The sequence below is a fragment of the Sphingomonas sp. HF-S4 genome (assembly GCF_032911445.1).
In the GTDB taxonomy this organism is placed as follows: domain Bacteria; phylum Pseudomonadota; class Alphaproteobacteria; order Sphingomonadales; family Sphingomonadaceae; genus Sphingomonas; species Sphingomonas agrestis.
Map to the genome: position 1 here is coordinate 1 of NZ_JAWJEJ010000002.1, position 25465 is coordinate 25465.

Genomic DNA, 25465 nt, shown 5'->3' on the forward strand with positions numbered 1-25465 from the left:
AGACCAGGAGCCGCCGCCCACATGTCCCTTCATCAATTCAACAATGTCAAAGAGCGCAAAACACCGACGCCCCAGCCTACCCCTTTTTCTCGGGGCGAACCGTGCGCCTGGTTTTTGGTGACCACTCCAGCGCCCCGTGTGGGCCGCCGCTGCGGTGAGAGGGCATTTATGAGGGTCCCCCGCAACCGTCAACCCACAGAATCGAAAAAAGTGACAGATCCGCGACTTTTATGTCGTTTTCCCGCACGCATTCCCGCGCCAACCCGCCAGTCGCCACTCTATATATGGCGGCGCCGTAATTCTAGCCCTTTCCGCAGGCGCTTGTACGCGCGATCGCTGCATTCCCTGCAGGGACGACTCGCCCCGCCGCCGACTCGAACGTCGCGCGTGCGCCTCGACCTGCCTCCCGGGCGACTTGCCGTTTGGGTGGCCACGCGGCATGGGAGCGGCTCGCTAGGACGTAAGAGGCATATATGAAGGACAGGCTGGTAACGCTGATCGGCGGCGGCGGATTTCTGGGGCGCTATGTCGCACAGGAACTCTATCGCGCAGGAGCCCGCGTCCGCATCGCGCAGACGCGGCCGCGCGACGCCTGGTTCCTCAAGACCCAGGGCGGGCTCGGCCAGACCCAGTTCGCCGCGACCGACACCACCCGCGCCGACAGCGTCGCCCGCGCGATCGAAGGATCGGATCTGGTGGTCAATCTCGCCGGCACCTTCGGCAGCGCGATGCAGAAGGTCCATGTCGACGGCGCACGCAACGTCGCCGAGGCGGCTCGGAATGCCGGTGCGACCGCGCTCGTCCATATCTCGGCGATCGGCGCCGATTCGGATTCTGATTCGGCCTATGGACGCTCCAAGGCGCAGGGCGAACAGGCCGTGCTGGGCGCCTTCCCCAATGCCACCATCCTGCGCCCCTCGGTGATGTTCGGGCGCGAGGATGCGTTCGTGAACCGATTCGCCGGGCTGATCGCCGCAGCACCGGTTGTGCCGGTGCTTCGCGGCGAAGCGCGCTTCCAGCCTGCTTATGTCGCCGACGTCGCGGCGGCGGTAGTAAAGGCGATCGAGGATCCCGCCACCTATGGCGGACACCTCTACGAGCTCGGCGGCCCCGATGTGGTGACGATGGCCGAGCTCCATCGCTGGATCGCCGCGACGATCGGCCGACCCGACCGATTCGTCGCGCTGCCCGATGCATTGGGCGGGCTGATCGCGACGTTCGGCGCGCTGCCCGGCGCCCCGATCACCCGCGACCAATGGCTGATGCTCCAGCACGACAATGTCGCCGCGGCCGGCAGCGAAGGCTTTGCCGCGTTCGGGATCACCCCGACGCCGCTCGCGACCGTCGCACCGGCCTGGCTCGTCCGCTTCCGGCGCCACGGCCGGTTCGGCCGGCTCGGCGCCGCCGCCTGAACCGACACTCCCCGAATTGGGGCGGCGGCCGCGGGCCGGCGCCCGTGTGAACGAGAGGCCCCTGCGTACATGTCCGAACTTCTCGTGGCGATCCTGCTTGGCATCGTCGAAGGCATCACCGAATTCCTGCCGGTCTCGTCGACCGGGCATTTGATCCTCGCCAGCGAACTGATGGGATATGACGCGGCGCATTGGGCGGTGTTCAACATCGCGATCCAGCCCGGCGCGATCCTGGCGATCGTCGTACTCTATTGGCGCACCTTCTTCGCCGTGAGCAAGGGACTGCTCCGCTGGGAAGCGTCGTCGGTGGCATTCGTCCGCAACCTGCTCATCGCCTTCATCCCCGCCGTGGTGCTCGGGCTCGCCTTCGGCGACCAGATCGACGCGCTGCTCGAGAATGCCAAGGTCGTCGCCTGGGCGCTGATCGTCGGCGGCGTCGCGATCCTCGTCGTCGAGCGATTCGCCAAGACGACCAACGTGCTGGGCATCTCGGGCGTCTCGACGATGCAGTCGGTCAAGATCGGGCTGGTCCAGTGCATCGCGATGATCCCGGGCGTGAGCCGGTCGGGCGCGACGATCATGGGCGCAATGGCGCTGGGGATCGACCGCCGTACCGCCGCCGATTTCAGCTTCTTCCTTGCGCTGCCAACGCTGACCGGCGCGACCGTGCTCCAGCTCTACAAGCATCGTGATGCGGTCACTGCGGACAGCATGGGGCTGATCGCGGTGGGGTTCGTAGTCTCCTTCGTGGTTGCGCTGGCAGTGGTAAAGGCGTTCCTGGCGGTAGTGACCAAGCACGGCTTTGCGCCGTTTGCCTGGTATCGGATCGTCGCCGGCGGCGCCGCGCTGATCTGGCTCTCGCTCCGATAAGGCCGAAACGGACCCTTAATGGCGCAATAATCTTGCGGCCGGTCTTGCCGCCGTAGAAAACTGCCCAAATAGGACAGCATTACTGCTTTATTAGCCGATCATGCTGGCATAAGGGCCGCAGCATGGCAGATGATGCGATGCTTAAATTCGTGGCGCGTGGGCAGCAATACCCCGAGAAGCGCTCGGCCGAACTCCGTGCGGAGGACTTTCGCGAGATCGCGGAACGCTATGCCGTGCCCGATGCCGAGGCGCAGGCGGGGCGCTGCTCGCAATGCGGCGTGCCCTATTGCTCGGTGCACTGCCCACTGCACAACCACATTCCCGACTGGCTCCGCCTCACCGCCGAGGGCCGGCTGCGCGAGGCGTACGAGCTGTCGAACAGCACTTCGACCATGCCCGAGATCTGCGGTCGCATCTGCCCGCAGGACCGGCTGTGCGAAGGCAATTGCGTGATCGAATTCTCGGGCCACGGTGCCGTGACGATCGGATCGGTCGAGAAGTTCATCACCGACAAGGCCTGGGAAGAAGGCTGGGTCGAGCCGGTCAAGGTCGGCCCGGCGCGCGGCCAGTCGATCGGGATCATCGGCGCGGGCCCGGCGGGGCTCAGCGCCGCCGAGTATCTGCGCGAGCTGGGCTATGACGTCCATGTCTATGACCGGCACGATCGCGCCGGCGGCCTGCTCACTTATGGCATCCCAGGCTTCAAGCTCGAGAAGGAAGTGGTGATGCGGCGCGTCGCGCGGCTCGCCGAGGCGGGCATCACCTTTCACACCAGCTTTGAGGTCGGCCGCGACGCGACGCTCGACCAGCTACGCGCCAAGCATGACGGCATTCTGATCGCGACCGGCGTCTACAAGACCCGCGGGATCAAGGCGCCCGGCGTCGGCGCCAGGGGCATCGTCGAGGCGCTCGACTATCTGACCGCGTCGAACCGCAAGAGCTTCGGCGACGTGGTCCCCGCCTTCGACGACGGCAGCCTGAACGCGCAGGGCAAGAACGTCGTGGTGATCGGCGGCGGCGACACCGCGATGGATTGCGTCCGCACCGCGATCCGCCAGGGCGCGGCTTCGGTGAAGTGCCTCTATCGCCGCGACCGCGCCAACATGCCGGGATCGCAGCGCGAGGTGGCCAATGCCGAGGAGGAAGGCGTCGAGTTCGTCTGGCTCTCCGGCCCCGAAGCCTTTGACGGCGGCGACAAGGTCACCGGCGTGCGTGCGACGAAGATGCGGCTCGGCGCGCCCGACGCCTCGGGCCGCCGCGCACCCGAAGTCGATCCGGGCGGCGCGTTCCAGCTGCCCGCCGACCTGGTCATCAAGGCGCTCGGCTTCGAGGCCGAGGACCTGCCCAAGCTGTTCGGCGCCGAAGGCCTCGGCGTCACGCGCTGGGGCACGCTGCGCACCGACGGCAAGTCGATGATGACCAGCCTCGACGGCGTGTTCGCGGCGGGCGACATCGTTCGCGGCGCGAGCCTGGTGGTCTGGGCGATCCGCGATGGCCGCGACGTTGCGGCGCATATGCATAAATATCTCAAAACCAAGGCGGCCGACGCGAAGGTGGCAGCATGACCCCAATTCTTTCCGCACTCGCGCTGACGCTCGCGACGCCGGGCCAGGCCGCGCCCACCCCTACCACGACGACCGCCGCGCCCGACCCCGCCCGGCTCGCCGTCGCGCAGAAGGTGGTGGCCAAGCTGGTGCCGGAAGGCGTGTACCTCCGGATGATGCGCGATGCCTATCCACAGATGATGGACGCGATGATCGCGCAGATGAGCGGGATATCTGCCGACCAGCTCGGCGAAGGCAAGGGCAAGACGCTCGAGCAGGCCGCCGCCGAGAAGGACCCCGCGTTTCGCGAGCGCCTGAAGATCATGACCCGCGTGATGGGCGAGGAGATGGGCAAGCTGATGGACAAGCTCGAGCCGCGCGTCCGCTCGGCGCTCGGCAAGTCGTTCGCGCGGCGGTTCACGCTCCAGCAACTCAACGACCTCGACGGCTTCTTCGCGACGCCCTCGGGCACGGCGTTCGCGAAGGACTATCTGCTGACCTTTATGGACCCCGAGATGATGCAGGAAATGTCGGCCGCGGCGCCCGAGATGATGCGCGCGATGCCGGCGATCATGGAGCGCGTCGAAAAGGAAACCGCGCATCTGCCGCCGGCGCCTAAGCCGAGCGAACCCGAGCTTGAGGCCGAGGACGAGTGATGACCATCGAGAGCGAACGTACCCGCCTTGCCCGCGAGGGCATGTACCGCCCCGACTTCGAAGGCGATGCCTGCGGCGTGGGCATGGTCGCGGCGACCGACGGCCAGCCGTCGCGCCGCGTCGTCCAGTCGGCGATCGATGCGCTGAAGGCGGTGTGGCACCGCGGCGCCGTCGACGCCGACGGCAAGACCGGCGACGGCGCGGGCATCCATGTCGATCTGCCGGTGCGCTTCTTCGACGATGCGATCGCCGCGGGCGGGCATCGCGTGCTGCCCAATCGCCTCGCCGTGGGGATGATCTTCCTGCCGCGCACCGATCTGGGCGCGCAGGAGGACTGCCGCACGATCGTCGAATCGGAGATCATCGAGGCGGGCTACACCATCTATGGCTGGCGCCAGGTGCCGGTCGACGTCTCGGTCATCGGGATGAAGGCGCAGGCGACGCGCCCCGAGATCGAGCAGATCATGATCGCCGGGCCCGAGCCCGACGCGGTCGATGCGGCCGAGTTCGAGAAGAACCTGTATCTGATCCGCCGCCGGATCGAGAAGCGCGTGATCGCCGCGCAGATCAGCGGTTTCTACATCTGCTCGCTGTCGACGCGTTCGATCATCTACAAGGGGCTGTTCCTCGCCGAGAGCCTCAGCGAGTTCTACCCCGATCTCAAGGACGAGCGCTTCACCAGCCGGGTGGCGATCTTCCACCAGCGTTATTCGACCAACACCTTCCCGCAATGGTGGCTGGCGCAGCCGTTCCGCTGCCTTGCGCACAATGGCGAGATCAACACGATCCGCGGCAACAAGAACTGGATGCTCAGCCACGAGATCAAGATGGCGAGCATCGCCTTCGGCGAGCAGAGCGAGGACATCAAGCCGGTGATCCCGGCGGGCGCATCCGACACTGCCGCGCTCGACGCGGTGTTCGAGGCGATCTGCCGTTCGGGGCGCGACGCGCCGACCGCCAAGCTGATGCTGGTACCCGAGGCGTGGGACGACAACGACACCCCCGAATCGCACCTCGCGATGTACAAGTATCTCGCCAGCGTGATGGAGCCGTGGGACGGCCCCGCGGCGCTGGCGATGACCGACGGGCGCTGGGCCGTGGCGGGCGTCGACCGCAACGCGCTGCGCCCGCTGCGCTATACCCAGACCTCCGACGGGTTGCTGATCGTCGGATCGGAGACGGGCATGGTCCAGGTCGCCGAGACCAGCGTCGTCGCCAAGGGCCGGATGGGCCCGGGGCAGATGATCGCGGTCGATCTCGATAACGGCGTGCTGTTCGACGATACCGCGATCAAGGACCGCATCGCCGGGGAGGCGAATTATGCCGCGATGATCGGCGAATTCCTCACCCTCGACGACCTTCCCGCCATTGCCGATGAGGCCGGCTATGACCGCGCCGAGCTGACGCGCCGCCAGGTCGCCGCCGGCCAGACGCTCGAGGACATGGAGCTGATCCTTGCGCCGATGGTCGAGACCGCGAAGGAAGCGATCGGATCGATGGGCGACGATACCCCGCTCGCGGTGATCTCGGACAAGCCGCGGCTGATCAGTCAGTTCTTCCGCCAGAATTTCAGCCAGGTCACCAACCCGCCGATCGACTCGCTGCGCGAGCGCCAGGTGATGACCCTGCGCACCCGCTTCGGGAACCTGGCGAACATCCTCGACACCGAAGGCGCGCCGAGCCGCGTGCTCGTACTCGAGAGCCCGGTGCTGACCAATGCCGACTGGCATCGCCTGCGCGCGCATTTCGGCACGCAATCGGCCGAGATCGACTGCACCTTCGAGGCGAAGGGCGGGCCCGATGCATTGCGCGCCGCGATCACCCGCATCCGCAGCCAGGCCGAACAGGCGGTCCGCGCCGGCTGCACCGAGCTGTTCCTCACCGACGAGCATTGCGACGAGACCAAGGTCGCGATCGCGGGCGTGCTCGCCGCAGCCGCGGTGCACACCCATCTCGTTCGCCGCGGCCTGCGCAGCTACGCCTCGGTCAACGTCCGCAGCGCCGAATGCCTCGACACGCATTATTATGCAGTGCTGATCGGCGTCGGCGCGACCACGGTGAACGCCTATCTCACCGAGGCGTCGATCGCCGATCGCCAGGCGCGCGGGCTGTTCGGCGACATCAGCCTGAAGGACTGCCTCAAGCGCCACCGCAAGGCGATCGACGAGGGGCTGCTCAAGATCCTGTCGAAGATGGGCATCGCGGTGATCTCGTCGTATCGCGGCGGCTATAACTTCGAAGCGGTCGGATTGAGCCGCGCGCTGGTCAACGACCTGTTCCCCGGCATGCCCGCCAAGATCTCGGGAGAAGGCTATGCCTCGCTCCATCTGAGCGCGATGATGCGCCACGAGGCGGCGTATGACCGCGGCGTCGCGACGCTGCCGATCGGCGGCTTCTATCGCCAGCGCCACGGTGGCGAGACGCATGCCTATTCGGCGCAGCTGATGCATCTGCTGCAGACTGCGGTCTCGACCGACAGCTATTCGAGCTACCTGCAATTCTCGCGCGGCGTGCGCGACATGCCGCCGGTCTATCTGCGCGACTTGCTCGAGTTCAACTTTCCCAACGAAGGCGTGGCGATCGAGCAGGTCGAGGCGATCACCGAGATCCGCAAGCGCTTCGTCACCCCGGGCATGTCGCTGGGCGCGCTGTCGCCCGAAGCGCACGAGACGCTCGCCATCGCGATGAACCGCATCGGCGCCAAGGCGGTTTCGGGCGAGGGCGGCGAGGACAAGATCCGCTACACGCCGTACGAAAATGGCGACAACGCCAATTCGGTGATCAAGCAGATCGCGTCGGGGCGCTTCGGGGTGACCGCCGAATATCTCAACGCGTGCGACGAGATCGAGATCAAGGTGGCCCAAGGCGCAAAGCCCGGCGAGGGCGGCCAGCTGCCCGGCTTCAAGGTCACCGAATTCATCGCCAAGCTGCGCCATGCGACGCCCGGCGTGACGCTGATCAGCCCGCCGCCGCACCACGACATCTATTCGATCGAGGACCTGGCGCAGCTCATCTACGACTTGAAGATGATCAATCCGCGGGCGCGGGTGTGCGTCAAGTTGGTGTCCTCCGCCGGCATCGGCACGGTCGCGGCGGGTGTCGCAAAAGCCCACGCAGACGTGATCCTCGTTGCCGGGCATGTCGGCGGCACCGGCGCGAGCCCGCAGACGTCGGTCAAATATGCCGGCACGCCGTGGGAAATGGGGCTGACCGAAGTCAACCAGACGCTCACCCTCAACGGGCTGCGCGGCCGCGTCGTGCTGCGCACCGATGGCGGGCTCAAGACCGGGCGCGACATCGTCATCGCCGCCATCCTCGGCGCCGAGGAGTTCGGCATCGGCACGCTGAGCCTGGTCGCGATGGGCTGCATCATGGTCCGCCAGTGCCATTCGAACACGTGCCCCGTCGGCGTGTGCACCCAGGACGCGAAGCTGCGCGAGAAGTTCGTCGGCACGCCCGAGCGCGTCATCAACCTGATGACCTTCATCGCCGAGGAAGTCCGCGAGATCCTCGCCAAGCTGGGCTATAAGAGCCTCGACGAGATCGTCGGCCGCACCGAGCTGCTGCGCCAGGTCAGCCGCGGCGCCGAGCATCTCGACGATCTCGACTTGAACCCGATCCTCGCCAAGGTCGATGCCGACGAGAGCGAGCGGCGCTTCAGCCTGGGCACCTTCCGCAATGAAGTACCCGACAGCCTCGACGCGCAGATGATCCGCGACGCGGCGGCGGTGTTCTCACGCGGCGAGAAGATGCAGCTGACCTACAGCGTCCGCAACACGCACCGCGCGGTAGGCACGCGGCTTTCGAGCGAAGTCACGCGGAAGTTCGGGATGTCGACGCTTAACGACAACCACGTTCAGGTCCGCCTGCGCGGCTCGGCGGGGCAGTCGCTCGGTGCGTTCCTGTGCAAGGGCATCACGTTGGAAGTGTTCGGCGACGCCAACGACTATGTCGGCAAGGGGTTGTCGGGGGGCGTCATCGTCGTCCGCCCGATGGTGAGCTCGCCGCTCGCATCGCAGGACAACACGATCATCGGCAACACCGTGCTCTACGGCGCGACGTCGGGCCGGCTGTTTGCCGCGGGCCAGGCGGGCGAGCGCTTCGCGGTGCGCAATTCGGGCGCCGAAGTGGTGGTCGAGGGCTGCGGCGCGAACGGGTGCGAGTACATGACCGGCGGCGTCGCGGTAGTGCTCGGCAAGGTGGGGATGAACTTCGGCGCGGGGATGACCGGCGGCATGGCGTTCGTCTACGACGCCGATGGCAGCTTCGAGGGCCGCGCCAACCCTGAGAACATCACCTGGCGGCGACTGGGCTCGGCGCATTGGGAGGGGCGTGTTCGCGATCTGATTCGCGCCCATGCCGAGGCGACCGACAGCAAATGGTCGCGCGGTATCCTTGAGGATTGGGACCGCGTGGTCGGCCATTTCTGGCAGGTCGTACCCAAGGAGATGCTGACTCGCCTGCCGCATCCGCTGAGCGACGAAGTCGAGCTGGTCGCGGCGGAATAGCCGTTCATCGCGTGCTAAGCCGTTGGGATTGATGTATAAGGCGTTCCTGCCGACTCGGGAGAATGTCATGCGTCTGGTTCCCATCGCCGCCGCGCTCTGCGCGATCGCCCTGCCCGCCGCCGCGCAGACGCGCGAGGCCGACGCCGTGCAGCGGCTCCAGGATCCGATGGTCCAGGAAGGCGTCGCGATGGCGATGAGCGCGCTGGCGGGGATCGTGCTCGATACGCGCGTCGGGCCGCTGGCGCATTATGCCGATCCGCGCGAAGGCATCCGCCCGACCGACACGCTGCGCGACGTCCAGCGCCGCCGCGATCCCGCGTTCGAGGCGCGGCTGCACGAGCAGACCCGCCGCGCGGTTGCCGGCGTCGGCGTGGTTGCGGGCGACGCGATGGCGATGTCGGGCGAGCTTGCGCGCACTGCGGATCGGCTTCGCGATGCCTTGTCGGGGCTCAGCGCCGCCTATGGCGAGGATTATTGACGCATCGGCTGGACGCGCCGCGCGTCTGCACTAGATACGGGCTGCATGTGGCAGCTCCTCCAATTCCCGCTTTGTCCGTTCTCGCGGAAAGTCCGCCTGCTGCTCGGCGAGAAGGGCGTCGGCTATGAGCCGGTGCGCGAATCGCCGTGGCTGCGACGCGACGAGTTCCTCGACCTGAACCCGACCGGCCAGGTGCCGGTGATGGTCGATACCGAGCGCGGGGTGACGCTGATCGATTCGACGGTGATCTGCGAGTTCATCGAAGAGACGGTGAGCAAGAACGCGATGATCAACGGCACCGCGACCGACCGCGCCGAGATCCGCCGACTGGTGATCTGGTTCGACCATCATTTCTATGGCGACATCACCGCGCCTTTGCTCCACGAGCGGATGATCAAGCGCGTGGTGCACAAGGTCGCGCCCGACGCCAAGGCGCTGCGCGAGGCGATGAAGGCCGCGGTCGCGCATCTCGATTACATCGATTACCTGCTCGACCACCGCACCTGGCTCGCGGGCCCGACGATGAGTCTCGCCGACCTGGCTGCCGCGGCGCAGATATCGATTGCCGACTATCTGGGCGGGATCGACTGGAAGAGCCACGACCAGGCCAAGCGCTGGTATATCGGCATGAAGAGCCGCCCGAGCTTCCGCCCGCTGCTCGCCGAGCGGATGGAAGGGATCCCACCGCCTGCGGATTATGAGAAGCTAGACCTCTAGCGGGTTGGCGTCGGGGGTTAGCGCGCCCTTATAGGCGACGATCAGTCCCACGAGCGGTGCTGAAATCTCGACATCGAATCGGAACACGCCGTCCTGCTCGGTCTCGAAGCTGATTCCCCGCGGCAGCAGGAAGCGCGGCATCGGCACACCCAGTAGCGACCAGCGGCGCGGGACGAGCAACAGGCGATCGCCGTCCACGACGAGCGCGAGCGCGAACGACGCGATCCCGAAGCGCTCCATCAGCAGGTGCGCGTTCCGACCGATACCGGGCGCCTGTACCGAAGCGAATCGCCTTCCGCCAAAATCGCGTGTCCACCGCTCGGCGTCGCCCTCCGGCGCGAAGTCGACCGTGACGGGAACCTCCGGCGCGGGTTCTGGGAAGCCGATAAGCCCAGCCAGCAACCGTGCCATAATGCCACTACCTCGCCGTACCTCGGCACGGCCGCTCCAGCGCCGCGCGGTTGCACTGTCATGCAGTTCGCGCACCCGCGGCGGTAGCATCGCGAAGGCGGGACCGAGGATCGCCGGGTAGAGCGGCGCGCGAAGATCATCGTCGCGAAAGCCGGTGAAAATGGCCCTGCCTTCGAACAATGCGTCATAATCGGCAAGCTCGAGTGCATCGACACCCGAGCGCGCGCCAGCAACCGGTCGATCTCCTGCCAACAACTTGCGCACTACCGCCTCGACCGCCATCGATGGAATAAACGGGCCATCGTCTCCCTCGGCGAGCAGGTGCCAGCTGCGTTGCACGGCCACCCCATGGGCGACTCCCCTCGCGCGGACGAACATGCCGCCGCGATGCTCCCCGAAGCGCATCGCGTTGAGCACCGCGTAGAACAGCCGCGACAGTGGTACCAGGGACGGCAAGCCGAATCGCGCACGCGCCTTGGCGAGCAGATTGAGTGCCCGGTGGAGCACTTCCGGGACCGGGCCGGCGCCCATCCAGATATCGGTCATGGTCGGATGTTCCGGGGGAATCACTCGCAGATCGGGAACATCGACCAGCGAGAAATGGAGGTTCCGAAGCGGCAGCCGGCCCGGCACCGCAATTGTGAAGCGCCTGCTCTCGGCAAGCCCGACGCCGTGCGAGTCGCTGCCGCCACGCCGCAGCCGGACCGGTGCGCCAGCGTAGCCGACCACCGCACGCATGACGTTGAGGCCGATCCCTGCATAGGGCGACGGCGCGATGCCGCCTTCTACGGCGACCACCTCCATTGTCTTTGCCATCTCGCGCAGCACGGCTGCGGTCAGCACCGGAAAGCTGCTGATGCCCGACAGCACGAACACGTCCGCCGCCCTCGCCTGAGCATCGAACTGCGGCACGCCGAACACGAAATCGGCGGCGTCGGCGAAATCGAGATAGTCGATCCCGGCGGCAATGCAGGCGACGATCACGCTATAACGATCGTTGCCATATTCCTGGAAGGGCCCCGACGCGTCGACCACGAGATCGGGTTGGTGCACCTCGAGCGCCGCGACGATATCCAGGCGGTCGAGCCGCAGCGGCCGAACCTGCGCGGTACCGCGATAATGCGCGCAAAAGGCCTCCGCCTTGGACCCGCTGCGGCCGGCGATCAGAAGTTCCAGCCCGGCAAGGTCGGACAGCAGCTCCGCGAGCCTCCCGCCGAACACACCGTAACCGCCGAGGATTAGAATCTTCACTGCGCTGCCGAGCCCCGTTTGCGTGGATTTAGGCTGTCGTAGCGCGATGCGACGCTCCGGGTCGATCCGTCAGGAAGCCCGGACGCTCGCCCAGGCCCCGCCGATCTCCTCCAAACTCCCCGCCGCCTCGCGGAACGGTGCGGGATCGGTCCCCAGGCTCGCCTGGAGCACCTGCTGGCGCAGGCCGTGGTAGAAGCTCGCCAGGGTGCGCGAGACGTCGCCGCCTGCTTCGAAATCCAGGCCCGCCTCGAGCGCGAACAGGATAGCCGTCGCACGCGCGACGCGTTCGCTCTTGATCGCGAACTGGCGGGTTTCGGCGGCGCAGGCGGCGGCGCGGAGGGCGGAGACGCCTTCCTCGTAGAGCAGGCCGACCAGGCGATGCGGATCGGCGCCGGTGGTGCGGCCGGCCAGATCGACTTGGCGATAGGTGGCGGCGGGATTGGCGAGGGCGGTGGCGTAGCGCGTCATGACGTCAATTGCCGCCGTTCCACGATTTGATCTGCTGTTCGAGGAAGCTCTGGGTCGACTTGTACGCCGCCACCTTGGCATCCATCGCGGCAAATTGCTGGGTCATGCGGGTGCGCATCTTCTCGGTCGCGGCGAGGATGTCGTCCTTTTCCTCGGCGGCCTTGTCCTGCGCCTTGGTGTAATTGGCTTCGCTGACGCCGAGCCCGGTCTCGCGATGCGTCGCCTTGCTGGCGATGTCGGACAGCGCCTTGGTGAGCCCGGTCCCTTGCGCGAAGATCGCTTCGATCTCGCTGGGGAAGCTGGTCATCATCTTGCCGAGCCGCGCGGTATCGACGCTGAGCGTGCCGTCGCGCTGGGTCGCGACGCCGATATCAGCGAGCGAGCGCGGCGCATCGGCGCCGGCGTCGGCAACCAGCGTGGCGAGCGTCAGCCCCTTCAACTGGCGGAGCAGATCCTTGGCGGCGGGATCGCCGCGCAGCGGGCCGTCGACCGGGTTGGTCGCGGCCTTCACCATCTTGTAGACCTCGTTGAAGGTCTCGACGAAGTTGGTGACCGACTGGGCGATCTCGGTGGTCGGGGCCCTGGCGCCGATATTGACCTTGGTGCCGACCGCAGCCGAGACCAGATCGAGCCGGACGCCCTCGACAAGCCCGTAGATGCTGTTGGTGGTGTAGCGGGTCTGGACGCCGTCCAGCGCGACGATCGCGTCCTGTGCGACGCTGTTGATGTCCGATCCGGTCTCGTTGCGGCCGATATCGAGCTCGGTGAGCTGGCTGCTCCCCTTGAGCTGGAATGCCTGCGACGCGCCGGTGGCGCCCTTGACCACCAGTCGCGCGCCGCTGCTGTCGGTCATGATCGAGGCGGTGACGCCGGCATTGGCCGCGTTGATCGCCTGGGCGACGCCGGCGAGCGTGTTGTGCTCCGAATCGATCGTGATGCTGATCGGCGCGGCGGGGCCGGCGGTGAACGCCGTCATCGACGTGCCCGAGACGGTGGCGGTGCCGAAGGTCAGGGTAAGCGTGCCGGTGCCGACCACGGTGGTGTCGCCGCCGGCGAAGGGATCGGTGCTGGCGACCTGGCCCTGCGCGAGCTGGCGCACTTCGACCGAAGCGTTGAGCCCGGTGAGATCGGCGCCGGCGAGCCGCGTCGCGGTGACGATGTCGGTCTTCGAGCTGGTCGGCTGGGTAGCGAGCGTGCCGCCCGCGGTGAGCGCGGCGAGCGCCGAGGCGAAGTCGCTGATCGTGCTCTTGAGCTCGCTGACCTTGGAGATCTGCGCAGTGAGCTTCTCGGTCTTGGCGGTGAGCGCGGCATTCTTGTTGGCGAAGCTCGCCTCGACCAGCCCGTTGACCAGCGCGGTGACGTCGACCCCCGAACCGGTGCCCAGCGTCTTTGCGATCGATTCGATGGCCATGCAGTCCCCCTCTTCCCATCAACGGCCGCGCGTGGGCGATCTTTAGGCGGGCGCGCCGATTTTCTGGCCGTTCTCGTCGAACAGCGCGCCGGGCGGGACGGTGACCGGCGGCTGGGCGCGGCCAGACGCGTTGATCCCGAACACGAAGGCGAGGACGATCGCGATCGCATGATAGAGGTCGTCGCGAACCTCCTGCCCCTCGCGGCTGGTGTAATAGACCGCGCGGGCGAGCTGGGGGTATTCGAGCACGGGCACTTCGAATTCCGCGGCGAGCTCGCGGATCGCCAGCGCGGTCTGGCCGCGGCCCTTGGCGACCACCACCGGCACCTGGTCCTTGCCCTGGTCGTAGCGCAGCGCGACCGCGAAGTGCGTCGGGTTGGTGAGCACGACATGCGCGGTGCCGACCGTCTTGCGATAGCCGCCCTTGAGGATCTCGCGCTGGCGTTGCCGCTGCTGCGCCTTGAGCTCGGGCGAGCCTTCGCTTTCCTTGTGCTCGTCCTTGACCTCCTGCTTGGTCATGCGGAGATGGCGGAAATGACGGATCATCTGGATCGGCAGGTCGATCCCCGCGATGATCAGCAGCCCCGCGGCCATCACGAACATCAAGGTGACGAACTGGCTGCCGAGCGTGCCGATCGCGGCGTTCAAGTCCCCGGCGACCTGGCCCAGCGACTGGCGGGTGATCGCACGCAGCATCCAATAGCCCATCACGCCGAGCAGCGTGACCTTGAGCAGCGACTTGCCGAGCTCGATCCAGCCGGTGGGGCCGAACATCCGCTTGAGCCCCGACGCCGGGTTGATTCGCGAGCCCTTGGGCGCAAACATCTTGTTGTTCCAGCCGATCGAGCCGAGCCCGGCCTGACTGAGGATCGCGCCGGCGACTGCGAGGACGAACAAGGCGGCCAGCGACGGGGCGAGCTTCCATCCGGCCGACGCCAGCGGACGCCACGGCTCGAAATGCTCGACATCGCCGCGGCCGAACGAGAGGCTCGCGGTCATCACTTCGCGGCACGCGCCGATCAGCGCGGGGCCGAAGAACGCCATCCAGACGCAGCCGATCAGCACCACCAGCGCGGTGCCGAAATCCTTCGACTTGAGGAGCTGGCCTTCCTCTACCGCCTTGCGCTTGCGCTTGGCGGTTGGGGCTTCCGTCTTTTCGCCGAAGCTCTCCGACATCAGCCGAGCACCAGGCGCGGCGCGGCGTCGAGCGCCTCGCGGATGATGATAAGGAGGTAGTCGCTCATCGCGGGAAGCGCGAGCAGGATCGCAACGACGCCGACCGCGAGGCTGGCGGGCAGGCCGACGGCGAACAGGTTGAGCGCGGGCGCGGCGCGGCTGAGCATCCCGACGACGACGTTGAGGCAAAGCAACAGGAAGCCGACCGGCAGCGCGAGCAGCAGTCCGGCGAGGAAGACATAGCCGCCGAACAGCGCGATGCCGAGCAGCCGCTCGGGCGCGAGCCAGGCGCCGGGCGGCATCGCCTCATAGCTGCGTACCACCAGATCGACGAGGACGAGGTGGCCGTCGACCGCGAGGAACAGCAGGGTCAGCAGCAGCGACAGGAACTGGCCGAGCGCGGGAGTGGCGGTGCCGCTATTGGGGTCGACCGCGTTGGCGAAACCCAGGCCCATCGACATGCCGATGACTTCGCTGGCAACCATGGGTGCTGCAAAGGCGATCTGGAGGACGAAGCCGAGCGCGAGGCCGATCAACGCCTCGGCAGCGATGGCGAGCATCGTGGTGAGCGAGAAGATCTCGGCGGGCGGGGTTATGTTCGTCGTGTTGAGCACGAGCACGCCGATCGCGCCGGTGAGCGCGATGCGCGCGGGCAACGGGATCGCGACGGCGCTGAACACGGGTGCGGCGATGAACGCCGCGCCGATCCGCACCATCGCGAATAGCAGCGCCCAGAGCTGCGGCTCGATCGAGAGGCCGAAGCCCATCATCGGTTATTTCACCAGATCCGGAATGCGCTCGAAGATGCTCACGGTGAAGTCGCCGAGCAGCCCGAGGATCATGCCGCCGAAGATCACCAGGCTCACCGCCACGACGATCAGCTTGGGGACGAAGCTCAGCGTCTGTTCCTGGATCGACGTCGCCGCCTGGACCATGCCGAGGATCAGGCCGGCGAGCAAAGCCGGGATCAGGATCGGCGCCGCGGCGAGCGCGACCACCCACATCGCCTCGCGCGCGATCGTCAGGAAATAATCGGCGTCCATTTCTAGGTCGCGAAGCTCGCAGCGAGGCTGCCCATCGTCAGCGCCCAGCCGTCGACCAGCACGAACAGGAGGAGCTTGAACGGCAGCGAGATGATCGTCGGCGACATCATCATCATGCCGAGACTCATCAGCACGGTGGCGACGACGAGATCGATGACGATGAAGGGCAGGAAGATCAGGAAGCCGATCTGGAACGCGGTCTTGAGTTCGCTCGTCACATAGGCCGGGAGCAGCACCGAGAAGGGCACGTCGGCGGGGCTGGCGAACGGCCCGACCTTGGCCATGTCGGCGAACATCTTCACGTCGCGGTTGCGCGTCTGCTTGATCATGAAGCCGTGGAGTGCCTTGCCCGTACCCTCGATCATCTGGGTCGCGCTGATCTGGCCGGCGGCGTACGGCTGGATCGCGGTGGTGTTGGCCTGGTTGATAACCGGCGCCATCACGAAGAAGCTGAGGAACAGCGACAGGCCGATCAGCACCTGGTTGGGCGGGGTCTGCTGGAGCCCGAGCGCCTGGCGGAGCACCGACAGCACGATGATGATCCGCGTGAAGCTGGTCATCATCAGCAGGATGCCCGGCAGCACCGTGAGCAGGCCCATGATGATGAGGACCTGGAGCGACAGGCTGAGTGGTGCATCGCCACCGCCGAGGTCACCGAGCGCGCGATCGACTGCGTCGCCCACGCCGGGAACGGGTGCCGGCGCGGGCACCGCCTGGGCGAATGCCGGCGCGGCGAAGAGCACGAAAAAGGCAAGCAGCCCGACGAACAGCACGGCGCGGCCGCCGATCGCCCGAGGTGCAGTGAGATTGGCGAACATCAGCCTGCGGCCTTGTCGACCAGCGTGACGCCGCTGCGGCTGACCGAGACGAGCAATTTCTGCCCCTCGAACTCGACCACGGCGAGACGGAGGCCGGGCGCCAGCATCATCGTTTCCTTGACCTGGACCATCCGGGTGCCCTGGTTCTTGGGCAACCGCGCCTCGAGCTTGCGCCATGCGTACAAGCAGCCGATCAGCAGCCCGCAGACGAGCGGGAGCAGGATCACCAGCTTGAGGATGTAGGACCACATCATGCGCGCGCGGTCCGCTTCTCCGGGCTGACCAGCTCGGTCATGCGGACGCCGAACTTCTCGCCGACGGTAACGACTTCGCCGCGGCCGATCAGCGTGCCGTTGACGAAGATGTCGAGCAGTTCGTTGGCGTCGCGGTCGAGCTCGATAACGCTTTCCTCGCCGAGCGCGAGTAGCTCGCGCAGCGACAGCGAAGTCGAGCCGATCTCGACGGTGAGCTTGACGTCGACATCCTGGAGCAGCCGGAAATTGGCGGCTACCGCGGTATCGACGGGGAAACCCCCGGCCATGTCGTTCATCGGAAATCCTCTTCGCAAAGCTCTTCAAGCTGGGTGAGCCGGACGGCCGCGCGGCCGTTGGCGGTGCCGACGAGACCGGTGCCCAGGCGGCGCGACGCCACCATCACAGGAACCTCGGGGCCGAAATCGATCGGGATCACATCGCCCTCGCGCAGTTCGAGCAGGCGCCCGAGCGAGACCACCGGCTCCGCAAGCACCGAGCGGATCGGGAAACGCACGCCCATCACGGCGCGGGTCAGGCCGCTGCGCCACTGAGGCTCGACCTCGGCAGGGACGCCGTGGACCTTGACCGTCAGCGCGGCGCCGTGCGGCTTGAGCGCGGCGACGGGATAGAGGATGTCGACGAACGCCGGCTTGCGGTCGCCGAGCGCGAGGCCGAAGCGGGTGACGATCACCGGCTCGTCAGCAGCGAATTCGGGAAGCGCGCCGAGCGTGCCGGCCTCGACCGCGCGGAAACCGACTTTGGTCAGTGGCTCCCAAGCGGCCTCGAGCGGCGCGGCGACCAGCCCGGCAAGGCGCAGCGCGAGCGCTTCGGCGGCCGGCGTGAACTCGACAGGCAGCGGATCGGGCGCGTCGCCGTCGCCGCCGAAGAACGCGTCGAGCAATTCGAACAGGTGCTTCGCGTCGAAGGCAAGCTGCACACGCGCCCGCGCGGCCCCCATTGCCAGCGGCTGCCAGCCGGTGAGTCCGTGGCCACGCTCGGCACGATAGTCCGACCAGCGCTGGACCGACAGCGGCTCTGCCCAGCTGCGCAGATCGGCGCGGGCGACCCCATCGAACACCGGCTTCAACGCCTTGGCCAGCCGCGCGCAAAGGTGCTGCAGCGTGACGAGGTCGCCGAACGGATTGAGACTCGCGCTGCCTAGCACCGGCGCGTGTTCCGCGCCGGTCCGGGGGCGTTCCCGCCGTTCGGTCATGCCGATGTCTGAAGGGGCGTTAACCATGCCCGTTCACTGAACAATGAAATTGGTAAAGTAGACGTTACTTACGCCCCCGAAACCTTCTTTTTCCTTGAGCACGCCGTTGATCGCCTTGGCGAGGCGCTCCTGGATGTGGCGCTTGCCCTCGGCGGTGAACACCTCGTCCTCGCTGGTCTCGCCGAGCGCCATCAGCACCTGCGATCGGATCGCGATCTCGTGGGTCTTGATGTTCTCGAGGACGCGCCCGTCATAGGGCGTCGAGACGGCGATGCCGACCTGGATGAAGTGAACGCTGTCCTGGAGATTCGAAGTGAATTCCTTTTCGAGCGGGTAATAGCTCGAGGCATATTTGTCGCCGCCCTCGCCCTTGGGCGTAGGCTTGCCATGGCTGCCCTCGCCGCCGCCTTCCGCACCATGCCCCTCGCCGCCTTCCGCCTTGGCCGCAGCGCGCTTCTCCTCGCTCTTGGGGAGCAGCCTGGGTTCGTTCGATTCGGCTTCCTCCGGCTTCACGCTGAACCAGCCGGCCTGCATGCCGTACACCGCGGCACCGCCGCCGGTGCCGAGCAGCACGATCGGCAGCCCGAGCAGGATCAGCAATTTGCTCTTGCCCTTCTTGGGCGGTGCGGCGGGGGTATCGGTCTTGTCGGACATGCGGGTCTCCGTTGATCTCAGGCAATGCGGTCATCGTCGGGCGTGCCGACGGCGGATTCGGACGGTGCGGGGCGCGGCTTCGTCGATTGCGGCTGGGCGAACGCCTCGCGGCCGTCGCGGCCCCCCTGCCCGGCGGTGCCGCTCTCGAAGCTGGTCTGGCCGAGCTTGATCCCCCGCGCTTCGGCGAGCTCGCCCAGCCGCGGCTGGGCGTCGGCGATGAGCTGGCGTGCCGCCTGGGTCTCGGTGGCAAAATGGACATGGACGTGCTCGCCCTCCTGGCGGATCGATATGTCGACCTTGCCCAGCGCCTCGGGCGCGAGGCTGAGCCGCGTCTCGCGCAGCGGCGCGGCGTCGCGCAGCGCTTCGATCTGCTCGACCATCTGGCCCATCCATTCCTGGCGCCGCATGTCGATCATGCTCTGCTCGACATCGGCGGCGGCCGCGACGGCATGCGGACGCACCGAATCGGCGGAAGGCGCGAGCGCGATCACCGCAGCCTCGATCGCCGGCGCGCGGCGCGACGGGGCGGAGACCGCAGGCGCGCCCAATGCCGCCGCCTCGATCGCCGCTGCAAGCTGGGGCGTCACGGTCGGCGGCGCGACCGGCGCGGTTGCCGGCTGGAATTGGGCAGGCCGTGGCGCCGAGGGTGGCAGCGGCGCCGGAGCCTCGCGAATCGGCGCCTCGATATGCGGCGCCGCGGGAGCGTCTTCGGCAGGCGGCACTGTCGCCCGTGGCGCGGCGACGCGCACACGCGGCGCTTCCTGGACGGCGCCGCCGACTGTGGCGGCTGGGACGGGGACGGTTTCGAGCGAAGCCACATCGATCGGCGCGCCTTCGATACCAAGCGCAGTCGCGGCCGTGGCTTCGGGCAGTGCCGGGGGGACGAGCGCGGCTGCCGTCACGGCCGGCTCAGCGCCAGCGATGGGCTGCTCGGGGTCGCCCGGCATCGGCACCAAGGGTGTCGCCATGGCAGGGACCGGCACCGCGGGTGGAGTGGCGATCGCCATCGGCTCTGCTGTGGCGCCCTCGACCGGCATCGACGGTTTGGCCGGGGTCGGCGGCGCGGTCTCCGCCGGCAACGGCATTGCGAACCAGGCAAACGCCGTATCTTCGGCGAGGTCCGGGTCATCGGCAGGCGAATCGGTTTCGGCGTCGCCCTCACCCAGGTCCTCCGGCAAATCCTTGCCGCCCTCGGCAAGCGGCTGCCGGGCGGGTAGCAGCGGATCGGCATCGCCATCGAGCGGCGGCGGCAGCGCGACGCGCGGCGCCGCCAGTGCGGTCATCGCGAGCGCGAAGCTGCTGGCGCCGGCGGGATCGAGCGCGGCCGGGCGGACCGGCCCGTGCGGGATCGCGGGCAGAAGAGACGAAAGCTGGATCAAGAAACCCCCCGGTGAAAATCCATCGCCGGATGTTCAGCAAATATCGTGCCGTTTTTTAGCGCTGGCCGGCAGCGCTTCGAGATCGCGCAAGGCCTTGAGCGCGGCCCTGGCATCCTCGCGCTCGATCAGCTTCTCGATCGCGCTCTGGTCTCGGCGCGCTTCCTGGGTCGCCGCGCGTGCCGAGGCGAGGCCCTGGTGCGCAACATCGACGCGGCGCTCGGCGGCATGGGCCGATTGGTGGAGCCGGTCGCGATAATGCGCGGCAGCGATCAGGGACGTTGCGAACGTCGGTGTGGGCGTAGGCGCAGGAGCAACATTGGCTGCCAGCGAATGGATGCGCTCGCGCAGCGTCTCTTCCTGGTTGAGCTTGACGCGCGCGTGGACCTCTGCGGCGCGGACCTGGTCTAGCTGGAGCGTCCGCACGCGGAGCAGCCGATCGAGCTTCTTCGTGCTCCTAGGCATGTTGGCGGTTCAGCACCGACCCAACCCTACGCATCGCCGAACACCCCGGTCAGCTCGGCGACGGCGTCGGGCAAGGTCACGACTTCGTCGGAGCCCTGGCGGATATATTCCATTACGGCGGGATGACAGGCGATCGCCGCGTCGATCTCGGGATCGGCGCCGGGGCGATAGGCGCCCATCAGCACGAGATCGCGATTCTCCTCATAGGTCGCGTGGTGGCGACGCAGCACGCGCGCGGCGTGGAGATGGGGTTTCTCGGCGATGTCGGTCATCACGCGGCTGACCGAGGGGCCGAGATCGATCGCAGGGTAGACGCCGCGTTCGGCGAGCGCGCGGCTGAGCACGATATGGCCGTCGAGGATCGAGCGGGCGCTGTCCACGACCGGATCGTTGCCATCATCGCCATCGGCGAGTACGGTGTAGATCGCAGTGATCGACCCACCCGAGGCGACGCAAGTGCCCGCGCGCTCGATCAGGCTGGGCAGCATCGCGATCGCCGAGGGCGGATACCCCCGCGCGCTGGCCGGTTCGCCAAGCGCGAGGCCGATCTCTCGCCCGGCATGCGCGACGCGGGTCAGCGAATCCATGATCAGAAGGACCTTCTTGCCCTCGGCGCGGAAGGCTTCGGCAATGGCGGTCGCGCGAAGCGCGCCGCGGATGCGGAGCACCGGCGAATGATTGGCGGGGACCGCGACGACCACCGAGCGCGCGCGGGCATCCCCGAAAACCTTGGTCTCGAGGAAGTCGGCGACTTCGCGGCTACGCTCGCCGATCAGCCCGACCACGACGACGTCGGCCTGGGCGGCGCGCACGATCATCCCGAGCAGCACCGACTTGCCGACGCCCGAGCCCGCCATGATGCCGACGCGCTGGCCCTGGCCGATGGTGAGCAGCCCGTTGATCGCGCGCACGCCGACATCGAGCGGCTCGAGAACCCTTCCACGGTCCAGCGGCGACTGGAGCTTGCCTGCAAGCGGCCATTTGCCCGCGCCACGGATCGCGCCGAGCCCGTCGATCGGCTTGCCCGCGCCATCGACGACGCGGCCGAGCAGCGCAGCGCCGACTTCGGCTTCACCCGGGGGGCCGATCGGCCGGACCGGGGCGTTGGGAAGCAGCGCCGCGGGGCCGCCGAGGTTCATCATCAGCGTGCGGCCGGCGCGGAAGCCGATCACTTCGGCCTCGACTCGGCTGGCGCCATCGCCGATCGCGCAGACGGTGCCGACGGGCAGCGACAGGCCGATAGCCTCCATCAGCAACCCGTCATAGGAAGACAGCCGGCCCGAGACCTTGGCATGCGGGGCGAAATCGCCGCAGCCCAGCCCGTCGAGATACTGCTCGGCGAAGTTGGGGTTCAGCATAGAGGCGGGATCGGCACGCGATCGATGGCCTGGGCCAGTTGCTCGAGCCAGATGTCGGGACCGTCCTCGACGATCGTCGAGGCGCTTTCGATGACGAAGCTGCCGCGCGCGACATGCGGATCGCCGACGGGGAACACCGTCGTGGGAAGCCGGCCCTGGACCAGCGGCACATCGTCGGGATGCAGCCGCAACAGCGCCGATTCGGCATGATCGCTGAGCAGCTCGACCGCGGCATGGACGCGCCCGGCCAGCACATCGGGCGCGACGCCGGCCTCGCCGATCATCCGCTGGACGAGATGGAGCACGGTCTGGCGCAGGTGTCCCGCCATGCGCTCGCGATCGAAATGCGCGCCGGTGGCGAGCGCGGTCGAGACCTGGTCGAGCAGCGCAGCCTCGCGCGCCTTCGCCTCGTGGATTTCGGCGAGCGCGGCGGCGTGGCCCTCGGCATAGCCGGCCTCGCGCGCGGCAGCGACCGGATCGATGAAATCGTGCGTCGCCGCCGGCACCTCGGTGGCGAAGGGATCCCAGCCTTCGGTCGGGTTGACGCCCGGATCGGCGGGAGAGAAATGACGCGGCGCGGCCGGCGCCGGATCGGCGAAGCCGCGGCGGCCGATGCTGCCGACATCGGCGGCGGCGAAGGCGTGATCCTCACCGAACGCGCGGTGCAGCACATGCGCCGCGGCCTGGATGCGCCCGGCAAAGCCTGGGGCGAATTCAGACATAGTCATCGTCACCGCCCTTGCCCGGCATCTGCAGCGTGCCGTCCTTCACCAGCCCGCGCGCGACGGCGATCATCACCTTCTGCGCTTCGAGCACGTCGGCGAGCTTCATCGGCCCGCGCGCTTCCATCTCGTCGCGGATGCCGTCGGCTGCGCGGCTCGACATGCAGCCGAGGAAGCGGTTGCGGACGTCTTCCTCGACGCCCTTCAGCGACTTGGTGAGCACATCGGCATCGATGCTGCGGATGAGGGTGGAGAGGTTCTTGTCGTCGAGCTCGAGCAGATTGTCGAAGACGAACATCGCCTCCTCGATCGCGCGGGCGACCTCACGGTCGATCTTGGCGAGCTTGGGCATCACGCGCTGCTCGGTGACTTTCCGTGCGCCCGACAGGATCTTGGCAGCCTCACGCGTGCCGCCGAGCTGGAGCCCGACCGACTTGCGGGTGGTCCCGGCGCGGCGCGCGAGCATCGCCTTCAACGTCTCGATCGCCTCGGGCGGCACCGGGCCGAGCTTGGCGACGCGGCGCAGGATCTGCGGCTGCACGTCCTGCGGCAAGTGATCGAACACCTGCGCGGCGACTTCGGCATCGAGCTGGGCGAGCAGCACCGCGGCGATCTGCGGGTGCTCCTCGGCGATCATCGACGCGATTTCTTCGGGCTCGAACCATTGCAGCTGCTCGAGCCCGGCGCCGGCGACCGGCGGCAGGATCCGGGCAAGCACGCCTTCGGCGCGCTCGCTGCCCAGCGCCTTGGTCATCATTCCCTCGATCTGCGGACGCGGATCGAAGACCACGCTCGATCGGTTGCGCGCCTTGAACACGAAATCGTCGAGCACCTGCTCGACCTCGCTCTCGCTGACATCGGCGACGGTGAACATCGCCGCGCCGAGATTGCGGACCTCGTCGGGTTCGAGCTTCTGGAGGATGGCAGCGGCCTCCTCCTCGCCGACGAGCATCATCAGCACGGCGGCGCGCTCGACGCCGGTGAAGCTGCGCAGGGCGTTCATGCCGCGTCCGCCTTGATCATGTCGCGCACTGCCAAGGCGGCGCGCGCCGGGTTCTCGCGCGTGAAGCCGCGGACCAGCCCGACGCGATCGTCATAGCTGTTACCGCGATCCTCTAGCATGTCGATCGACACGCTGGGGAGCGGCGCGCCGGCGTCGCCCGCGGCGGCGGCATTGGGATTGCCGATCGGCAGACCCGGGCGCGGCGCCGCGTCCTCGCGCTTCTTGAGCAGCGCCTTAGTGAGCGGGCGCACGCCGAGCAGCAGCACGAGCAACGCAATCACCAGCGCAGTCGCATTGCGCGCGGCCATCGGCACCCAGGAGGCTTCGTACCAGGCCGGGCCGTCCTTGGCGGAATCGGCGGCGGCGCTGAACTTGCGGCTGATCACGGTGACCTGGTCCTGACGCGCGGCGTTGAAGCCCACGGCTGCGCGGACCAGTTCGTTCAACTGGTTGATCTCGGCTAGCGCGCGCGGCTTGCCGCCTTCCTCGCGCAGCACCACCGCGACCGACAGGCGGCGGACATTGCCGGGCATGGCACGCGTGACCGAGATTTCCTTGCCGGTCTCATAGGTGCGCGTGAAGCTGTCGCTCTGCTTGGTCTGGGGCTGCGGCGCCGCGGCAGGTGCACCGGGCGCGGCCGGGGTGGCGGCCGCATTGGGTGCGGCGAGCTGGCTCGCAGGCGGCGGGGTGTTCGAGAGCGTGCCGGGGATGCCGCCGGGCGCCTGCGCATCCTTCGACGTGCCGGTCCAGGCGCCCTGCTCGGCGCGCATCACCTGGCCCTGCTTGTCATAGCTTTCGCGCGTCGCCTGGCTCTCGTCGAGATCGACCTCGGCCTGCACCTCGGCCGTGAAATTGCCCGCGCCGACCAACGGGGTCAGCAATTGGGCGAGCTGCTCGCGATACTTGTCCTCGACACGGCGCTGGAAATCGATGCGGGTGTCGCCGGCGCTGGCATCCTTGCCCCCGTTCTTCGAAAGCAGCGCGCCCATCTGGTCGACGATCGTCACGGCATCGGGCTGCATCCCCGGCACCGAGGCGGCGACCAGATTGACGATCGCGCGGATCTGGGCCTCGGCGAGCGCGCGCCCCGGCTGGAGCTTGACGATGACGCTGGCGGTCGGGTTGGCGCGATCGCGCACGAAGGCCGAGGCCTCGGGCGTGGCGAGATGGACACGCGCTTCGGCGACGGCGTCGATCTCCTGGATCGAGCGGGCGAGCTCGGTCTCGCGCGCCTGGCGGAGGCGTTCGCCCTCGACCGCGCGGCTGACGCCCATCGGCAGATTGTCCAGGATCGCATAGCCGCCGGGCGAGGCCTTGGGCAGGTCCTGGCTGGCGAGCAGCATCCGCGCCTTGTGATAGTCGTCCTCGGCGACGGTGATCGATCCCGAGCCGTCGATGGCGTTGGGGATATTGGCGCCTTCGAGCGCGCTGGTGATCGCCGCCTTGTCGGCATCGCTCACATTGGCGAACAGGATACGCTGCGGCGCGGTCGACACCATCGACCAGGCAAGGAAGCCGGCGAGGACGATCCCGACGAGGAAGACGAGCGGCAGGCTGCGCTTGACCGCGGGCTGGCCGAGCAGATCGGTGACCTGCTTGAGCGGGGCGCGAGCCGGCGTTCCGGCGGCGTCGATGGAGGCGAGTGCGTTGCTCATCG

General features: G+C 67.8%; 24 protein-coding genes. 7 read left to right on the forward strand and 17 right to left on the reverse strand.

All coding sequences use genetic code 11. The features are described from left to right. Positions 1-473: 473 nt before the first annotated feature. From RZN05_RS15795 to RZN05_RS15825, 7 genes are all read left to right on the forward strand, one after another. Positions 474-1412 carry a complex I NDUFA9 subunit family protein gene (locus RZN05_RS15795; protein ID WP_317227645.1) on the forward strand — a complete coding sequence of 313 codons (939 nt, stop codon included), beginning with the start codon at positions 474-476 and terminating at the stop codon, positions 1410-1412. Between the two features lie 69 nt (positions 1413-1481). Continuing rightward, complete coding sequence (locus tag RZN05_RS15800) at positions 1482-2282, forward strand: undecaprenyl-diphosphate phosphatase (RefSeq protein WP_317227646.1); 801 nt, start codon at positions 1482-1484, stop codon at positions 2280-2282. Between the two features lie 122 nt (positions 2283-2404). Beyond that, positions 2405-3847 (forward strand): NAD(P)-dependent oxidoreductase, encoded by a 1443-nt coding sequence (locus RZN05_RS15805; RefSeq protein ID WP_317227647.1) that lies wholly within the window; start codon positions 2405-2407, stop codon positions 3845-3847. Beyond that, positions 3844-4482 carry a DUF2059 domain-containing protein gene (locus RZN05_RS15810; protein WP_317227648.1) on the forward strand — a complete coding sequence of 213 codons (639 nt, stop codon included), beginning with the start codon at positions 3844-3846 and terminating at the stop codon, positions 4480-4482. The genes RZN05_RS15805 and RZN05_RS15810 overlap by 4 nt, the downstream gene beginning before the upstream one ends. Further along, positions 4482-8990, forward strand: a complete 4509-nt coding sequence (gene gltB / locus RZN05_RS15815) for a glutamate synthase large subunit (RefSeq protein WP_317227649.1) — start codon at positions 4482-4484, stop codon at positions 8988-8990. The genes RZN05_RS15810 and gltB overlap by 1 nt, the downstream gene beginning before the upstream one ends. A gap of 67 nt (positions 8991-9057) precedes the next feature. Continuing rightward, positions 9058-9468, forward strand: a complete 411-nt coding sequence (locus tag RZN05_RS15820) for a hypothetical protein (protein WP_317227650.1) — start codon at positions 9058-9060, stop codon at positions 9466-9468. A gap of 45 nt (positions 9469-9513) precedes the next feature. Then, on the forward strand, positions 9514-10185 hold the full coding sequence (locus RZN05_RS15825; protein WP_317227651.1) for a glutathione S-transferase family protein: 672 nt from the start codon (positions 9514-9516) through the stop codon (positions 10183-10185). Here the strand turns inward: RZN05_RS15825 and RZN05_RS15830 are convergent. The 17 genes from RZN05_RS15830 to fliF form a co-directional block, all read right to left on the reverse strand. Next, entirely contained in the window at positions 10174-11847 is a 1674-nt protein-coding gene (locus RZN05_RS15830; protein WP_317227652.1) for an SDR family oxidoreductase, read from the reverse strand. The genes RZN05_RS15825 and RZN05_RS15830 overlap by 12 nt on opposite strands. 69 nt (positions 11848-11916) lie before the next feature. Beyond that, positions 11917-12315: a flagellar export chaperone FliS gene (locus tag RZN05_RS15835; RefSeq protein WP_317227653.1), complete on the reverse strand. Its 399-nt coding sequence runs from the start codon at positions 12313-12315 to the stop codon at positions 11917-11919. Between the two features lie 4 nt (positions 12316-12319). Further along, complete coding sequence (fliD, locus tag RZN05_RS15840) at positions 12320-13726, reverse strand: flagellar filament capping protein FliD (RefSeq protein WP_317227654.1); 1407 nt, start codon at positions 13724-13726, stop codon at positions 12320-12322. A gap of 42 nt (positions 13727-13768) precedes the next feature. Beyond that, entirely contained in the window at positions 13769-14902 is a 1134-nt protein-coding gene (gene flhB, locus RZN05_RS15845; protein WP_317227655.1) for a flagellar type III secretion system protein FlhB, read from the reverse strand. Beyond that, positions 14902-15672 (reverse strand): flagellar biosynthetic protein FliR, encoded by a 771-nt coding sequence (fliR, locus tag RZN05_RS15850; protein ID WP_317227656.1) that lies wholly within the window; start codon positions 15670-15672, stop codon positions 14902-14904. Before fliR ends, flhB begins: the two co-directional genes overlap by 1 nt. A gap of 3 nt (positions 15673-15675) precedes the next feature. Beyond that, positions 15676-15945: a flagellar biosynthesis protein FliQ gene (fliQ, locus tag RZN05_RS15855; protein ID WP_317227657.1), complete on the reverse strand. Its 270-nt coding sequence runs from the start codon at positions 15943-15945 to the stop codon at positions 15676-15678. Positions 15946-15947: 2 nt separating this feature from the next. Next, on the reverse strand, positions 15948-16763 hold the full coding sequence (gene fliP / locus RZN05_RS15860; RefSeq protein WP_317227658.1) for a flagellar type III secretion system pore protein FliP: 816 nt from the start codon (positions 16761-16763) through the stop codon (positions 15948-15950). Beyond that, positions 16763-17017, reverse strand: coding sequence for a flagellar biosynthetic protein FliO (locus RZN05_RS15865; RefSeq protein ID WP_077510526.1), 255 nt, complete (start codon positions 17015-17017; stop codon positions 16763-16765). Before RZN05_RS15865 ends, fliP begins: the two co-directional genes overlap by 1 nt. Next, the gene (gene fliN / locus RZN05_RS15870) at positions 17014-17313 is read right to left on the reverse strand and encodes a flagellar motor switch protein FliN (RefSeq protein ID WP_317227659.1); all 300 of its coding nucleotides are present in this window, start codon (positions 17311-17313) and stop codon (positions 17014-17016) included. Before fliN ends, RZN05_RS15865 begins: the two co-directional genes overlap by 4 nt. Beyond that, positions 17310-18230 (reverse strand): FliM/FliN family flagellar motor switch protein, encoded by a 921-nt coding sequence (locus RZN05_RS15875; RefSeq protein ID WP_317227660.1) that lies wholly within the window; start codon positions 18228-18230, stop codon positions 17310-17312. Before RZN05_RS15875 ends, fliN begins: the two co-directional genes overlap by 4 nt. Positions 18231-18263: 33 nt before the next feature. Then, a complete protein-coding gene (locus tag RZN05_RS15880) occupies positions 18264-18884 on the reverse strand; it encodes a flagellar basal body-associated FliL family protein (protein ID WP_317227661.1) in 621 nt (206 codons plus the stop codon). A 17-nt stretch (positions 18885-18901) separates the two neighbouring features. Beyond that, on the reverse strand, positions 18902-20263 hold the full coding sequence (locus RZN05_RS15885; protein WP_317227662.1) for a flagellar hook-length control protein FliK: 1362 nt from the start codon (positions 20261-20263) through the stop codon (positions 18902-18904). A 33-nt stretch (positions 20264-20296) separates the two neighbouring features. Continuing rightward, entirely contained in the window at positions 20297-20725 is a 429-nt protein-coding gene (locus tag RZN05_RS15890) for a hypothetical protein (protein ID WP_317227663.1), read from the reverse strand. Between the two features lie 26 nt (positions 20726-20751). Next, entirely contained in the window at positions 20752-22083 is a 1332-nt protein-coding gene (locus RZN05_RS15895; RefSeq protein WP_317227664.1) for a FliI/YscN family ATPase, read from the reverse strand. After that, entirely contained in the window at positions 22077-22811 is a 735-nt protein-coding gene (locus RZN05_RS15900; protein WP_317227665.1) for a FliH/SctL family protein, read from the reverse strand. Before RZN05_RS15900 ends, RZN05_RS15895 begins: the two co-directional genes overlap by 7 nt. Continuing rightward, on the reverse strand, positions 22798-23808 hold the full coding sequence (fliG, locus tag RZN05_RS15905; protein ID WP_317227666.1) for a flagellar motor switch protein FliG: 1011 nt from the start codon (positions 23806-23808) through the stop codon (positions 22798-22800). The genes RZN05_RS15900 and fliG overlap by 14 nt, the downstream gene beginning before the upstream one ends. Further along, a complete protein-coding gene (fliF, locus tag RZN05_RS15910) occupies positions 23805-25463 on the reverse strand; it encodes a flagellar basal-body MS-ring/collar protein FliF (RefSeq protein ID WP_317227667.1) in 1659 nt (552 codons plus the stop codon). The genes fliG and fliF overlap by 4 nt, the downstream gene beginning before the upstream one ends. Positions 25464-25465: the final 2 nt, after the last annotated feature.

Bases quoted from the DNA above. Each gene is read 5' to 3' on its own strand.
- RZN05_RS15795 (WP_317227645.1), top strand. From the start codon at position 474: ATGAAGGACAGGCTGGTAACGCTGATCGGCGGCGGCGGATTTCTGGGG.
- RZN05_RS15800 (WP_317227646.1), top strand. From the start codon at position 1,482: ATGTCCGAACTTCTCGTGGCGATCCTGCTTGGCATCGTCGAAGGCATC.
- RZN05_RS15805 (WP_317227647.1), top strand. From the start codon at position 2,405: ATGGCAGATGATGCGATGCTTAAATTCGTGGCGCGTGGGCAGCAATAC.
- RZN05_RS15810 (WP_317227648.1), top strand. From the start codon at position 3,844: ATGACCCCAATTCTTTCCGCACTCGCGCTGACGCTCGCGACGCCGGGC.
- gltB (WP_317227649.1), top strand. From the start codon at position 4,482: ATGACCATCGAGAGCGAACGTACCCGCCTTGCCCGCGAGGGCATGTAC.
- RZN05_RS15820 (WP_317227650.1), top strand. From the start codon at position 9,058: ATGCGTCTGGTTCCCATCGCCGCCGCGCTCTGCGCGATCGCCCTGCCC.
- RZN05_RS15825 (WP_317227651.1), top strand. From the start codon at position 9,514: ATGTGGCAGCTCCTCCAATTCCCGCTTTGTCCGTTCTCGCGGAAAGTC.
- RZN05_RS15835 (WP_317227653.1), bottom strand. From the start codon at position 12,315: ATGACGCGCTACGCCACCGCCCTCGCCAATCCCGCCGCCACCTATCGC.
- fliD (WP_317227654.1), bottom strand. From the start codon at position 13,726: ATGGCCATCGAATCGATCGCAAAGACGCTGGGCACCGGTTCGGGGGTC.
- flhB (WP_317227655.1), bottom strand. From the start codon at position 14,902: ATGTCGGAGAGCTTCGGCGAAAAGACGGAAGCCCCAACCGCCAAGCGC.
- fliR (WP_317227656.1), bottom strand. From the start codon at position 15,672: ATGATGGGCTTCGGCCTCTCGATCGAGCCGCAGCTCTGGGCGCTGCTA.
- fliQ (WP_317227657.1), bottom strand. From the start codon at position 15,945: ATGGACGCCGATTATTTCCTGACGATCGCGCGCGAGGCGATGTGGGTG.
- fliP (WP_317227658.1), bottom strand. From the start codon at position 16,763: ATGTTCGCCAATCTCACTGCACCTCGGGCGATCGGCGGCCGCGCCGTG.
- RZN05_RS15865 (WP_077510526.1), bottom strand. From the start codon at position 17,017: ATGATGTGGTCCTACATCCTCAAGCTGGTGATCCTGCTCCCGCTCGTC.
- fliN (WP_317227659.1), bottom strand. From the start codon at position 17,313: ATGAACGACATGGCCGGGGGTTTCCCCGTCGATACCGCGGTAGCCGCC.
- RZN05_RS15875 (WP_317227660.1), bottom strand. From the start codon at position 18,230: ATGACCGAACGGCGGGAACGCCCCCGGACCGGCGCGGAACACGCGCCG.
- RZN05_RS15880 (WP_317227661.1), bottom strand. From the start codon at position 18,884: ATGTCCGACAAGACCGATACCCCCGCCGCACCGCCCAAGAAGGGCAAG.
- RZN05_RS15890 (WP_317227663.1), bottom strand. From the start codon at position 20,725: ATGCCTAGGAGCACGAAGAAGCTCGATCGGCTGCTCCGCGTGCGGACG.
- RZN05_RS15895 (WP_317227664.1), bottom strand. From the start codon at position 22,083: ATGCTGAACCCCAACTTCGCCGAGCAGTATCTCGACGGGCTGGGCTGC.
- RZN05_RS15900 (WP_317227665.1), bottom strand. From the start codon at position 22,811: ATGACTATGTCTGAATTCGCCCCAGGCTTTGCCGGGCGCATCCAGGCC.
- fliG (WP_317227666.1), bottom strand. From the start codon at position 23,808: ATGAACGCCCTGCGCAGCTTCACCGGCGTCGAGCGCGCCGCCGTGCTG.
- fliF (WP_317227667.1), bottom strand. From the start codon at position 25,463: ATGAGCAACGCACTCGCCTCCATCGACGCCGCCGGAACGCCGGCTCGC.